Origin of the sequence: Cytobacillus luteolus (assembly GCF_017873715.1) — a bacterium.
Taxonomy (GTDB): Bacteria; Bacillota; Bacilli; order Bacillales; family Bacillaceae_L; genus Bacillus_BV; species Bacillus_BV luteola.
The window spans coordinates 63,668-76,867 of sequence record NZ_JAGGKM010000006.1 but is presented as its reverse complement, the minus strand read 5'-3'; the positions used below and the strand labels follow the sequence as shown (position 1 = coordinate 76,867).

Annotated in this window: 13 protein-coding genes and 1 riboswitch; of the genes, 8 read left to right on the top strand and 5 right to left on the bottom strand. The window is 37.7% G+C overall.

Annotated features, from left to right (window positions below; genetic code table 11):
• The first annotated feature begins 41 nt into the window (after positions 1-41).
• The 7 genes from abc-f (at position 42) to J2Z26_RS17110 (ending at position 8,453) form a co-directional block, all read left to right on the top strand.
• Positions 42-1,712, top strand: coding sequence for a ribosomal protection-like ABC-F family protein (gene abc-f / locus J2Z26_RS17140; RefSeq protein ID WP_193539957.1), 1,671 nt, complete (start codon positions 42-44; stop codon positions 1,710-1,712).
• A gap of 100 nt (positions 1,713-1,812) precedes the next feature.
• Positions 1,813-1,914, top strand: a riboswitch (purine riboswitch).
• A gap of 147 nt (positions 1,915-2,061) precedes the next feature.
• Entirely contained in the window at positions 2,062-2,631 is a 570-nt protein-coding gene (locus J2Z26_RS17135) for a xanthine phosphoribosyltransferase (RefSeq protein WP_193539833.1), read from the top strand.
• Positions 2,632-2,675: 44 nt separating this feature from the next.
• A complete protein-coding gene (locus J2Z26_RS17130; protein ID WP_227413883.1) occupies positions 2,676-4,199 on the top strand; it encodes an NCS2 family permease in 1,524 nt (507 codons plus the stop codon).
• 153 nt (positions 4,200-4,352) lie between these two features.
• Positions 4,353-4,721 (top strand): PH domain-containing protein, encoded by a 369-nt coding sequence (locus tag J2Z26_RS17125; protein ID WP_193539832.1) that lies wholly within the window; start codon positions 4,353-4,355, stop codon positions 4,719-4,721.
• Between the two features lie 86 nt (positions 4,722-4,807).
• On the top strand, positions 4,808-5,797 hold the full coding sequence (galE, locus tag J2Z26_RS17120; protein ID WP_193539831.1) for a UDP-glucose 4-epimerase GalE: 990 nt from the start codon (positions 4,808-4,810) through the stop codon (positions 5,795-5,797).
• 87 nt (positions 5,798-5,884) lie between these two features.
• Positions 5,885-7,351 carry a protein adenylyltransferase SelO gene (locus J2Z26_RS17115; protein ID WP_193539830.1) on the top strand — a complete coding sequence of 489 codons (1,467 nt, stop codon included), beginning with the start codon at positions 5,885-5,887 and terminating at the stop codon, positions 7,349-7,351.
• Between the two features lie 640 nt (positions 7,352-7,991).
• Positions 7,992-8,453: a hypothetical protein gene (locus J2Z26_RS17110; RefSeq protein WP_227413882.1), complete on the top strand. Its 462-nt coding sequence runs from the start codon at positions 7,992-7,994 to the stop codon at positions 8,451-8,453.
• A gap of 61 nt (positions 8,454-8,514) precedes the next feature.
• On the opposite strand, the gene J2Z26_RS17105 is transcribed toward J2Z26_RS17110, so the two are convergent.
• Positions 8,515-9,213: a hypothetical protein gene (locus J2Z26_RS17105; RefSeq protein WP_193539829.1), complete on the bottom strand. Its 699-nt coding sequence runs from the start codon at positions 9,211-9,213 to the stop codon at positions 8,515-8,517.
• Positions 9,214-9,367: 154 nt separating this feature from the next.
• Positions 9,368-9,538 (bottom strand): hypothetical protein, encoded by a 171-nt coding sequence (locus J2Z26_RS17100; RefSeq protein ID WP_193539828.1) that lies wholly within the window; start codon positions 9,536-9,538, stop codon positions 9,368-9,370.
• Positions 9,539-9,806: 268 nt separating this feature from the next.
• Between J2Z26_RS17100 and J2Z26_RS17095 the strand changes: the two genes are divergently transcribed.
• A complete protein-coding gene (locus tag J2Z26_RS17095; protein WP_227413881.1) occupies positions 9,807-10,178 on the top strand; it encodes a hypothetical protein in 372 nt (123 codons plus the stop codon).
• A gap of 55 nt (positions 10,179-10,233) precedes the next feature.
• On the opposite strand, the gene J2Z26_RS17090 is transcribed toward J2Z26_RS17095, so the two are convergent.
• The 3 genes from J2Z26_RS17090 to J2Z26_RS17080 all read right to left on the bottom strand — a co-directional run bounded on the left by J2Z26_RS17090 (position 10,234) and on the right by J2Z26_RS17080 (position 13,088).
• Positions 10,234-10,620: an SET domain-containing protein gene (locus J2Z26_RS17090; RefSeq protein WP_193539827.1), complete on the bottom strand. Its 387-nt coding sequence runs from the start codon at positions 10,618-10,620 to the stop codon at positions 10,234-10,236.
• Positions 10,621-10,734: 114 nt separating this feature from the next.
• Positions 10,735-11,445, bottom strand: a complete 711-nt coding sequence (locus tag J2Z26_RS17085; RefSeq protein WP_193539826.1) for an ABC transporter ATP-binding protein — start codon at positions 11,443-11,445, stop codon at positions 10,735-10,737.
• Positions 11,445-13,088 carry an ABC transporter permease gene (locus tag J2Z26_RS17080; RefSeq protein WP_227413880.1) on the bottom strand — a complete coding sequence of 548 codons (1,644 nt, stop codon included), beginning with the start codon at positions 13,086-13,088 and terminating at the stop codon, positions 11,445-11,447. Before J2Z26_RS17080 ends, J2Z26_RS17085 begins: the two co-directional genes overlap by 1 nt.
• Positions 13,089-13,200 lie beyond the last annotated feature (112 nt).

The following is a 13,200-nucleotide window of genomic DNA, read 5'->3' as shown; positions in this document are numbered from 1 at the left end:
AAAAAGCGTAACGTACATTATGGATGAAAGAAGGAATTGATATGTTAGAACTAAAAGTACATGGCATAAAAAAATACATGGAAGCAACCCTTGTTGTGAACAATTTCTCACTAGAAGCATTTGAAGGAGACAGAATTGGAATCGTTGGGGCAAACGGTAGTGGGAAGAGCACGATGCTTAGAATAATAGCCGGACTTGAGCCTATGCACTACTATCCCGGATACCCACAAACTTCAAGTTATGGATATGACGAAGGTCTTATTCATCTGCATAAAGAAGCCACCAAGGCTTATCTTGAACAGACACCTGTGTATCCCGAAGGCTTAAAAGTAATCGATATCTTGAACCTGGCCTTCAAGGAGATTGTCAGCATAGAGAATCAAATGCGAGATTTAGAGGAACAAATGAAGGTTTTAGAAGGTAATGCTCTTGAAAAAGCCCTGAATAAATACAGTGACCTAGTCCAGTTGTATGAAGTCAGAGGAGGATATGAACGAGAAGAAAAGTTAGGCAAGGTTTGCACAGGTTTACATTTTTCAGAGAGTTTTTTAAACAAGGATTTTGATTTATTAAGTGGTGGAGAGAAAACCACGGTTGGTCTTGGGAAACTGTTGATCCATAATCCCGATATTTTGTTACTAGACGAACCGACCAACCATTTAGATATGGAAGCCATTGAATGGCTTGAAGGTTATCTCAAAAGTTATAAAGGCATTATCATTATTGTATCTCACGATCGATATTTCTTGGATAAGGTCGTGAACAAAATTGTTGAAATAGAGGACATGGAATCCAAATCCTATAAGGGTAATTACTCTTCCTTTATTAGTCAAAAGGAAGAAAATATGCGGATTCAATACGAGCACTTCAGAGAGCAGCAAAAGAAAGTGAAAGGTATGGAAAAGCAGGTTACCGAACTAAGAGACTGGGCGATGCGTGCCGATAATAACAAGTTTTTCAAACGTGCGGCCAGTATTCAAAAGAAACTTGAAAAATTGGACCGAATTAATAAACCTATTTTTGAAAGAAAGAATATGAAACTTGATTTGCAAGTGGCAGAGCGGTCTGGAAAGGAAACCATTAAGGCTATTGGACTCACTAAAAACTATAAAGATAAGGTGATTTTCAAGGATGCTAATGTAATGGTCCATTATGGGGAAAGAGTAGGATTGATTGGGCCTAATGGAAGTGGGAAAACAACCTTCTTAAAGATGTTATTAGGTGAGGAACACCCAGATAGTGGAGCGGTAGAATTAGGTGCAAATGTCATGACAGCCTATTTACCGCAAAAAATAAAGTTTACTAACGAGGAGTTTACAGTTCTAGAAGCTTTTAGAGAGGATATCTCCTTGCCAGAGGGTAAAGCTCGGGAATACCTTTCAAAATTTATGTTTTTTAAAAGGGACGTATTCAAAAAAGTGAAGCATTTATCTGGAGGAGAAAGAATTAGGTTAAAGCTTGCTATGCTTTTATATCAGGATATCAATTTATTAATACTAGATGAGCCAACGAATCATCTTGATATACGTTCCATCGAAACCCTTGAAGAAGCTTTAGAAGAATTTGAAGGTACAATATTCTTCATCTCTCATGACCGGTATTTTATCAACAAAATTGGTGAAAGGATTATTGCAATCCAGGACAATTCCTTGAAAAGCTACCAAGGGAACTATGATGATTATAAAGGTGAGATTGAGAAGGAAAGAGTGTGAGTTTATAACGAACTAAAAATATCCAATTTAAATTTTTATTCGTATTTTAAGAAAAAAGGGTTCCATTTTATAGTTGTTTCATTTATAATCACTCTCATATACGAATAATATAAACTATCCTTGTATAATAGTGGGAATATGGCCCACAAGTCTCTACCAAGTTACCGTAAATAACTTGACTACAAGTGATGTTCTGATTGGGTGTCTTTATATTGGGGAAGTTTCTTTAGCTTTTCCATTTTAATGATTAGCCGAATGTATAGAATTCACTTGTAGTCCAGTGAATTTCTATGCATTCGGCTTTTTTGTATTCGCTTAGAGCAAGCCAACTTTAGGAGGAAGCTTAAAAATGGAAGAATTAAAGGCTAAAATTCTAGAAAAAGGGTCGGTAGTCGCTGATGGTGTTTTAAAAGTTGATTCTTTTTTAAATCACCAAATTGACACGAACCTAATGATAAATATTGGAAAAGAGTTTGCAAAAAAGTTTAAAGACGCTAATGTAACTAGAATCTTAACTCTAGAATCATCAGGCATTGCACCAAGCTTTATGGCAGCAAATGAGTTAAATGTCCCACTTGTTTTTGCTAGAAAAAGAAAATCATTAACAATGACTGATAACCTTTATACAAGCAGTGTATATTCATTTACGAAAAAAGAAACGAATGAAATCGCTGTTTCAAAAAACTATCTAGAAAAAGGAGAACGTATTCTAATCATTGATGATTTCTTAGCCAATGGCCAAGCAGCACTAGGTCTAATCAATATCGTAGAACAAGCGGGAGCTGAAGTAGTTGGTGTCGGTATCGTCATAGAAAAATCCTTCCAAGACGGAAGAGCCCAACTTGAACAAAAAGGATACCGAGTAGAATCACTTGCACGTATCCTATCACTAGAGAATGGGACAGTTACGTTTCTTTAAGAATCATCTATAAAACAATGAAGAATAGAAGAGGAGAAGATATCATGAATCAAACAGTTAACTATCCTTGGTATAAGAAAGAAGACACAGATGCTTTCTTTGCCCTATTTCAAAACAATCTAGCAAACTTTGTAATCATAGCTGTAACAATGCTAGGAATGGGATTCCCAGCAAGCATCGTCTTTGGAAAAGTAATTCCTGGTGCAGCCGTAGCCGTAATGGTTGGTAATTTATATTATGCTTACATGGCAAATCGACTGGCAAAAAAGGAAGGTCGAACAGATGTAACTGCACTATCCTATGGAATTAGTACACCTGTAATGTTTGTATTTTTATTTGGAGTTCTTGCACCAGCAAAAGCATTAACAAATGATCCGGAATTAGCATGGAAAATTGCAGTTGCTGCTGCATTTTTAAGTGGTCTAATTGAAGCAATCGTAAGTGTGACTGGCAATTGGATTCGTAATCAAATTCCTAGAGCAGCTATGCTAGGAGCTCTTGCCGGTGTAGCACTTACATTTATTGCTGGTGAAATGCTGTTTAACACGTTTTCAATTCCGGTTGTAGGTCTTGTCACTTTAGTAATCATTATCGTAGGGATTGTTGGAAAAGTAGCAATGCCATTCAAAATCCCAACTTCATTATTTGCAGTTTTAATTGGTACAATTTTAGCATTTACACTTGGCTATCAATCTCCTACTAAAATTGTTGAAGGCTTAGCAAATGTTGGCTTTTATCCAATTTTACCAAGCTTAGCGGCTTTTGATGGTATGACATTGTTATTTGGTAGCTTAATAGGATTACTTGCAGTTATTTTGCCAATCACACTTTATAATGCGATTGAAACGATGAACAATGTTGATGCAATGGCAGCAGCGGGAGATTCGTATGATGTAAGAGAGTGCCAGGCAGTAGATGGTGTTGGTACAATGCTTGGGGCTGTTTTTGGTGGATTATTCCCAACAACAGTATATATTGCGACTGTAGGTTCTAAGAAGATGGGAGCTGGGCGTGGATACAGTATTCTTAATGCAGTTGTATTTGGGATTGCTGCAATGACAGGTGTGATTGCTGCATTAGCTGCACTAATCCCACTTGCGGCAGTGGCGCCAATCTTGGTGTTTGTTGGTATTTCAATGGTTGGATCTGCTTTCCAGTCAAATGAAGCAAAATACTTCCCAGCTGTAGCGATTGCAATGCTACCTTACTTTGCAAATTATGTGATGACTCGTTTTAATAAGTCTGCTGGTGAAGTTGTATCTGGAATCTCTGAGGGAATTGTGCCTCTAGGACAGGGGGCTATGTTTACTGCAATCATCTTAGGTGCTATTACTGTTTATATCATTGATCGACAATATGTAAGAGCGAGTATTTTCTCATTAGTCGGGGCAGCGCTTTCTTATGTAGGGTTAATGCATGCACCTGGGCTAGCACTAAATGCTGCTCCTCAGTTTTCATTAGCGTATATTTTAGTATCGGTATTCTTAGTATATTGTGCTTATCAACTTGCGAGCAGTACGGTGAAAGAAGAAGAATTAACAACTGTTGGTCAAAAAGCCGTTTCTTAAATCATATAACTTAGTAAAGAACAGGAAATCTTTATTTGGTTTCCTGTTTTTTTGTAGAGTATTTAGTAGAAATTAGTGGAAATTTGAAGGGTTTTAGTGGAATATAATTACATAAAGGTTAATAGTTAGCTTATTATAAAGGGAGGTTTTTTAATGGCTGCAACACAAGGGATTTTAGCATGGACTTTTGTTTCTGAGTGTCCTATTCCAAATGATGTTAACGAATTGTTGGTGGAAGGTGAAGAAGCAATTGCTGCTTATAAGACGTTCCGTGATAGTGCTATTTTTACAACTAAGAGATTAATTGTTAGAGATGCACAAGGATTTACAGGGAAAAAGGTAGAAATCTATTCATTGCCATATTCATCAATTACAATGTGGTCAACTGAGAATGCAGGAAGCTTTCTTGATGTTAACGCAGAGGTCGAGCTATGGACGAAAGCAGGTCATATCAAAGTTAACCTTAAAAAAGGTGTAGATATTCGTAAGTTTGATAAATTAATTGCTAATGCAATATTATAATGTTCGTTTCATATAACTTAGTAAAGAACAGGAAATCATTATCTGGTTTCCTGTTTTTTTAAGTTAGGGAGAAATGAGGCGATAGTATGGCAGTACTTGTATGTGGTGGAGCAGGTTACATTGGTAGTCATGCTGTAGCAGATCTTATTGCGAAAGGTAAAGAGGTTGTTGTAGTTGATAATTTACAAACAGGACATAAAGAAGCCGTCGTAGGGTCTGCAAAAATGTATATAGGGGATCTTCGTGACCAAAAGTTTCTGGAAAGTGTATTCTCAGAAAACGAGATTGAAGCAGTTATGCATTTTGCTGCAGATTCTCTAGTAGGTGAAAGTATGTCGGATCCTTTAAAGTACTATGAAAACAATGTATATGGTACGTTGTGTCTTTTAAAGGCAATGAATAATCACGATGTGAGGAAGATTGTATTTTCTTCGACTGCTGCTACTTATGGAGATCCCGTGGAGATACCTATTGTAGAAACAACCCCTACTACTCCAACAAATCCTTATGGAGAAACGAAGCTAGCGGTTGAGAAGATGATGAAATGGTCAGAACAGGCATATGGCATGAAGTATGTTATATTACGTTATTTTAATGTAGCTGGTGCCCATCTTGAAATGGATATCGGCGAAGATCATTCTCCAGAAACACACTTGATTCCCCTTGTTCTTCAGGTTGCTCTTGGTCAAAGAGAGAAAATCATGATATTTGGTGATGACTATGAAACTCATGATGGGACTTGTATTAGGGACTATATCCATGTAACAGATTTGGTTGCTGCTCATATTTTAGCGATGGAAAGACTACGAAACAAAGGTGAAAGTGGTATTTACAATTTAGGTAATGGAAACGGTTATTCAGTAAAAGAAGTGATAGAAACAGCTAGAAAGGTGACAGGCATTGACATTCCGGCAGAAGTCGCACCACGAAGACAAGGAGACCCAGCAAAGCTAGTAGCATCTTCGGCAAAAGCTGAACAAGAGCTTGGATGGAAACCACGTTTTGTATCCATTGAGCAAATGATTGAAAGTGCTTGGAAGTGGCATTCCACTCATCCAAAAGGCTATGATAAATAAGGAGCTGTTGTTAGACACATTGCATAGTGCAACATTTGAAAGTGGATAATAGTACAGATTAATGTCAAAAGAGGTAAGGGAGATACAATGTCAAAAGATGCGAAAGACGCAGGTTGGAATTTAGATAACAGTTATGCCCGTTTGCCTAACTCATTTTATAGTAGTCAAAATCCAACTCCGGTTAGATCACCGAAGTTGGTCATTCTTAATTCTTCATTAGCAGAGATGCTAGGTTTTAATGCTGAAAGTCTAAAGGATGCTCATGCGGTAGATGTTTTCGCTGGTAACACAATTCCTGAAGGAGCTTTGCCATTAGCACAGGCTTATGCAGGTCACCAGTTTGGCCATTTTAATATGTTAGGAGATGGCAGGGCGATTTTGCTTGGTGAACAAATCACACCAAAGGGAGATCGAGTTGATATTCAGCTAAAGGGTTCAGGAAGAACGCCTTATTCTCGTGGAGGAGATGGTCGAGCTGCTTTAGGTCCAATGCTTCGGGAATATATTATAAGCGAAGCGATGCATACGCTTGGCATCCCAACTACTAGAAGCTTAGCGGTTGTAACAACTGGAGAAGCAGTTATTCGGGAAGATGATTTACCTGGGGCTATACTTACACGTGTTGCATCTAGTCATATTCGTGTTGGAACGTTCCAGTATGTGGCTACATGGGGCTCTGAAGAGGATATCAAGGCATTAGCTGACTATACGATTAAGCGCCATTACCCAGAAATTGAAGGGAAAGACAGTCAATATCTGTTGTTACTTCGAGAAGTCATCAAACGTCAGGCAGCATTAATTGCTAAGTGGCAACTAGTTGGTTTTATCCATGGGGTTATGAACACAGATAACATGGCCATTAGTGGTGAAACAATTGACTATGGACCTTGTGCGTTTATGGATACATATGACCCGGAGACGGTTTTCAGTTCAATTGATAGGCAAGGTCGTTATGCCTATGGAAATCAACCTTATATTGGAGGTTGGAATTTAGCACGCTTTGCTGAAGCCTTGCTGCCACTCTTACATGATGAGCAAGAGAAGGCCGTTGAAATTGCTCAAGATGCCATCTCTGAATTTTCAGGCCATTTCCGTCAACATTGGCTCACAGGCATGAGAGCAAAATTAGGGTTGCTTAATGAAGAGGAACAGGATGATGCCTTAATTCAAGAGCTGCTGACTGTTATGCAAAAAAATAAGGCTGACTTTACAAATACGTTCCGTTCTTTAACACTCGGAAAGCATAAAGAGTTGGACTTTTATGGAACTGATGAATTTTCGAGTTGGTATAAGGAATGGCAGGAAAGACTTGATAGGCAGCAGAAATCAAAGGAAGTCTCACTAGAGTTAATGCGTAAAAATAATCCTGCGGTAATTCCGCGTAATCATAAGGTGGAAGAGGCGCTAGAAGCAGCTGTGCATGATGACTATAGTGTGATGGAGCGTTTGTTGAAAGTTCTTTCAAACCCTTACGTCGATTCATCTGAACAGGTTGAATATTGCACACTTCCGGACCCATCAGGTCGTCCATATCGAACTTTTTGTGGTACTTAATAAGAGATACGGTCAGCTAATACAACAATAATGTTTTATGCGACCTTGTTTTGTTGGAACCGCCATTTGGAGGTCACATAAATCCGTTTATGTGACCTTATTTTGTTAGAAACGCCATTTGGAGGTCACATAAATCCGTTTATGTGACCTTGTTTTGTTGGAACCGCCATTTGGAGGTCGCATAAATCCGTTTATGTGACCTGATTTTGTTGGAACCGCCATTTGGAGGTCACATAAATCCGTTTATGTGACCTTATTTTGTTGGAACCGCCATTTGGAGGTCGCATAAATCCGTTTATGTGACCTTATTGTGTTGGAACCTCCATTTGGAGGTCACATAAATCCGTTTATGTGACCTGATTTTGTTGGAATCTCCATTTGGAGGTCACATAAATCCGTTTATGTGACCTTGTTTTGTTTGAAGCCCCATTCTGAGGTCGCATAAATCCATTTATGCGACCTCGTTTTGTTTGAAACCCCATTTGGAGGGCACATAAATCAGTTAATATTGGGTAGCTTTATCTTTTATTGACTTAGTATCACGTCCTCTAGACAAAAGCCCTTTTCTTTCGTACAAGGTGAATGGACCAAGACAAATGCATAGGATGATGTAAGCCTATAAGTTAAAGGAGTGCATCAAATGTATCCATATCAAGAACAGTTATATTACGGTTATGGGCATGATTCATATAACTATGCAAATCAGTTCCAACCAAGTGAGTTAATGTATGATGACAGATTTTTTAGTCCATTTCCACCAGGGGGGCCAATGGGTCCGCCATCCGGTCCACCTTCAGGTATTCCATCCGGAGGCCTGCCATTTACATCACCAGGACAAAGCCAAGCCGGTGGTCCACCACCAGGCCCACCACCTGCGGGTGTACCAATTCAACAACAAGCAAGTGCTTTTGCGGTAGACCCAGGATCAATTAGAGGTTGCCTATTCCGGTATACTTACCTTTGGCTAACTAATGGCCAACAGTTCTGGTTTTATCCAACCTTTGTAGGAAGAAGATCAGTATCAGGATGGCGCTGGACAGGATTTATGTGGGTTTACTTTGGGACGGACTTACGAAGAGTTCGATCGTTCACATGTGTATGATCTAAAAACTGCGATTAACAAAACAGTGCTAGACACGTAAAATGTGTCTAGCACTGTTTTGTTAAATCGTCCATTGATCACGAACAATAGCTACGAGATAAAAAACACCATTACTATCTTCTTGAAACACAAGATTCAAACTGCCCCAGTCCATGCCTGAGTATTTTTCAGTACCTTCTACATGAAATTCCAAAACAGTAGCTTCTGGGAAGACTTCTTTTATATTATTTAAAGCATTCCCGCGTTGGTGGACCTCGTCAATGATTGGGTCAACTGTATGGTAATCATGAGTGTAAATAAATTCTTCGTAATACTCACTAGGCGTTAACTCAATCGGTTCACCACTGCCGTCACGCACTCCCCATACATACTTTTCCTGATCTTCAAAGAAACCTTCTACTTCAGCTGCCTTAAGCTTTATAGCTTCTTCCGGGTACACATAAACATATGGAGAAAAAAGGAGCCCATGATCAGGATGTACGTGTGTTGAGAGTGTCTTCATATCTTTATTTTTTAATAATTGTAAAATGGTTTGAGCCGTTTCTGAAACAGAAATAGGTTCATCATCGGAATCATTATTTCCATTACTGTTTTCAGGTGAATCATCAGTATCATTATTTGGTGGCGTCTGATCAACCTGTTCCTTCGGTTCGTCGGTAGACTTTGCGGGAGGTTCTGTAGTGGTGTCAGAATTTCCTGCACATCCCGCCAAACTAAGAGAAAAGACCATACTTAATAATATAATTAAAACCTTTTTCAAATTAACACTTCCTTGTCTTGTTGTAGGAGAGGTTTTTTATCTCTACCCTATTAGACGATAAGGAAACATTAGTGTTACATCATAAAACAATTTGGGTGAGGGCTGAGTGCAGAAAGCATTCCGAGGAAGATCAGAGGAAACAACCTATTTCTGCTTAAATAGGCTTTAATTCCTCTTCAAAATAGAACGTATTAGGATGTTCCTTAAGGGTATAAGAATACCTTTTCATATTTGCAACAAAACTACAATTGCTGATGGTCACAGTTTCACCAGTTGCAACTAACAATACCTTTTCATCTACAACAAACTTCTTTTTACTTTTCATATACAATCCGTCCTTTTCTACAAAGATAATTCTATTATCTCATACTATGTCCATTTTTAATATTATTCCTTAGTATTTCTTATTATTCACTAACATATATATGTATATTGAGAAATGTAAAAACAACAAGAGTAGAAAGTTTTGCTCATGGTGGTAGTTATTGGAAGAGTAGGGTATACTAGTAAGAAGGGATATACCCTTGGTCTTCTGGTGCTTATTCTCAGGTAGCAGTAGGCAAGAGACCAATCCAGGAAGGATGTTAACCAATTTGACAACAAATATGGTATACCAAGTTCACGTAGGAGATGGATTCAAGAAAAAAAGAATGAAAAGAACAAATTCTTTTTTTAAAACCCCCGGGGAAGCGATTTCAGAAGCACTTGCCTTTAAAGAGAAAATGGATGTAACGTACCAGAACGAAATTATTTGGGATTACAGCAGGAAAATTAAAGGGACAGTTGAAAAAATGAAAATTTTAAAAGGCTACCTTAAAGGTGATAAAAAGACAGATGCTTTTTATCTTCAAATTACTTCTGTAGAACATCTAGACGAATACAATGTAGTAACTCCCAAAAAGCCTAAGAAGATTTCGACAAAGGATAAAAAAGTCGTTTCCCAAGTTACTAAATTGTTTGTTTAAATATATCAATAATAAAAAAATCAGGTTCCCACAATAAGAGGGGACCTGATTTGTTTTATTCTTCTTCTTTTTTATTAAACCACAGCGGATCCATTTCATCGACATCACCGTTGTAGTTAATCAGAACTTCTTCGCCTGCTTTTATATCCTTGTATGCATAATAGCGAAATGTGTGATCTTCGAATTTAATTTCGTAGTTAGCATTTGGCTCATACGAGTGATTAAAAAGCATTCCGTAGCCAAGAACGATCGCAGAGTGGTTAATTCCATATTCATAGACATAATCTGCAAGAACGGTATGTTCAATTAGCATGTGCTGTTCATTTGGATAAGGAATAACAGGTGCTACGTGAATTAATTCACCCTTTTTGATATCACACGTTGCAAAGACTCCTCTATTGAATTCTCCATCACTAAGTGGGGAGGTTTTAATTTCAAGCATATTTTTCACCAGCCAATTCAAAATTTCTTTTTTCCCTATGATTGTACCACAAATGAAGCAAAGCTATTTTAATTCCATAGAAAAAGCACTCTGCAACCTGCAAAGCGCTATCATTTAACAACTTTTATTAGCAAAAACACAAGTTCTTCCTAAGATTTCTTCAGTTGTACCAATTTTACTAATTCTTCCTTCGTCCATAACAATCACACGGTCAGCTAATGCAGCAGCATCAGATTGATCATGGGTGACGAAAATTGAAGTGATGTTCGCTTTTTTTATAATAGAACGTAATTCTTCACGAATTTGTAGTTGCAGGTCAGCATCAAGATTACTAAATGGTTCATCAAACATAATAAGTGCCGGGTTAGGTGCAAGTGCACGAGCCAGTGCTACACGTTGCTGTTGACCACCACTAAGTTCATATGGATAACGTTTTTCATACCCAACTAAATCAACTAGCTGCAACACTTCCTCTAGACGTTGCAGTTTTTGCTTTCGACTCATTTTACGCAACCCGAATTTAACATTGTCTGCCACAGTTAAATGGGGGAAAAGGGCATAGTCTTGAAAAACCAGTCCAATTCCACGTTTTTCGGGTTGCACAAAACAGGCTTCATCAACAAGTGTTTTGTCACCAACTAGTAGAGAGCCACTAGAGGGAACCTCAAGACCTGCAATAATGCGAAGAATGGTACTTTTTCCACTTCCACTTTTACCAAGAATGGAAACAAGCTCACCTTTATTAATAGAAAGACTTACGTTTTGCAGGGTTAATTTATCTGCATTTCGATAACGAAAGTTAATATCAGTTAATTGAATAAACATTATCTTGCCTCCTTCTCAAAGATTCGGTGGAAAATGATAATTGAAACACTACTTACCAAGATAATTAATAATGAAGCTAATGCAGCTTCTTGTATCATTTCATCGTTCGCATATTGAAAGGCCTTAGTTGCAAGTGTATAGAAGTTAAAGGGTTGTAGTAGTAAGGTCAATGGTAATTCCTTTAAAATATCAATGAAAACTAAGAGAAATCCACCTAACACAGCACCTTTGATCATTTTTAAATCAACTTTAAAAAAGGAGCTAGTAATCGTATTACCTAGCATTCTAGAGGCCTCTGTAAACGAGGTGCCTACTTTTTCAAAACCAGCCTCAATCGAATTATAACCGATGGCTAAAAATCGAATGATATACGCAAATAAGAGCATTGCAATACTTAAGCTTAAAAGAAGAGTCGGTTCTAAGCCAATCATTTTATAAAATCCGAAAAGGTTTTTGTCTAAAGCAATGAAAACCGTTAGCACACCAATGGCAATAATCGTACCTGGAATTGAATAGCCAAGTACAGTTACCCTCGAGATAAACCGAGCAAGTGTACTTTGAGATAATCTGCTGAAATTAGCTATGACTAATGAAACAATAATAATAATGGATGAAGAAATAAATGCAACCGAAACTGAATTCCAGACAAGTTTTATAAAGTCAGGACTAAAAATTCTTTCATAGGTCATAAACAGCCAGTAAATAAGCTGTGCTAAAGGAATGATGAATCCGAGCGATAAAATGGCAGCCGCATATCCAAATAAAGTCCAACTCTGCCACTTAGGAAGAATATAAGGCTGGATAGGTCTGATTTTTGTAGTAGAGTAGTTAAAATTCTGTCTACCTCTAACAAGCTTTTCAAAAACTAATACAAGAACAACAATCGTCATTAACACTCCAGCAAGCTTAATCGCTGAGTCGAGGTCACCCATTCCGAACCACGCTTGAAAAATGGCAGTGCTAAAGGTTTGGATACCAAAGTACTTCACAACTCCGTAATCATTTAAGACTTCTAATATGACTAAGCTAACTCCGCCGATAATGGCTGTTCTGGACAAAGGTAGGACGACGCGGAAAAATACTCCGAATGAGTTACTACCTAGTAATCTTGCATTTTCAATGAGTGATGCAGACTGATTTTCTAAGAAAGCTTTTGTGATGATATAAACATAGGGAAAGAGAAACATTGTAAATATAAAGATGGTTCCTTGCATCGTCATGATATCAAAATACTTTTGGTCTACCTTTAACCCAAAGGAATTACGTAAGGTTGATTGAATAATCCCGGTGTAATTTAGCATGCCGTTATATGTGTATGCCCCTATATACGGTGGTATCGCTAATGGGAGGATTAATCCCCATTTAAAGAACTTTTTAAAAGGAAACTCATATACAGATACAATCCATGCTAGGCTTACTCCAATTAATACAGAGAAGATACCGGTAAAGAATATTAGAATAAGAGTATTAGAGATATATTCAGCTAAAAGAAACTCTTGAATATGATACCAATTTTCATTTGGTTTTTTAAAAAACCTTACACCTATGGTGAGAGTAGGTAAAAGGAGAATGGCGATAAAGAGTAGGCTTAAAACTGCCCAATTATTGTATTGTACTTTTAGGTTGCGAAGTAGCAGTTTCAAGGTTTGCACATCCTTTAAAAATGTTGAGTTATAAGAAATTTCGACTTTGAGTTTACATGAATTTAACGAAAAAATCTATAGTTTTAGGGGGAATGACAAGGAAAAGACGAAT

Coding starts and splice junctions, on each gene's coding strand:
- galE (WP_193539831.1), top strand. CDS start 4,808: ATGGCAGTACTTGTATGTGGTGGAGCAGGTTACATTGGTAGTCATGCT.
- J2Z26_RS17090 (WP_193539827.1), bottom strand. CDS start 10,620: ATGCTTGAAATTAAAACCTCCCCACTTAGTGATGGAGAATTCAATAGA.
- J2Z26_RS17125 (WP_193539832.1), top strand. CDS start 4,353: ATGGCTGCAACACAAGGGATTTTAGCATGGACTTTTGTTTCTGAGTGT.
- abc-f (WP_193539957.1), top strand. CDS start 42: ATGTTAGAACTAAAAGTACATGGCATAAAAAAATACATGGAAGCAACC.
- J2Z26_RS17130 (WP_227413883.1), top strand. CDS start 2,676: ATGAATCAAACAGTTAACTATCCTTGGTATAAGAAAGAAGACACAGAT.
- J2Z26_RS17085 (WP_193539826.1), bottom strand. CDS start 11,445: ATGTTTATTCAATTAACTGATATTAACTTTCGTTATCGAAATGCAGAT.
- J2Z26_RS17115 (WP_193539830.1), top strand. CDS start 5,885: ATGTCAAAAGATGCGAAAGACGCAGGTTGGAATTTAGATAACAGTTAT.
- J2Z26_RS17110 (WP_227413882.1), top strand. CDS start 7,992: ATGTATCCATATCAAGAACAGTTATATTACGGTTATGGGCATGATTCA.
- J2Z26_RS17100 (WP_193539828.1), bottom strand. CDS start 9,538: ATGAAAAGTAAAAAGAAGTTTGTTGTAGATGAAAAGGTATTGTTAGTT.
- J2Z26_RS17135 (WP_193539833.1), top strand. CDS start 2,062: ATGGAAGAATTAAAGGCTAAAATTCTAGAAAAAGGGTCGGTAGTCGCT.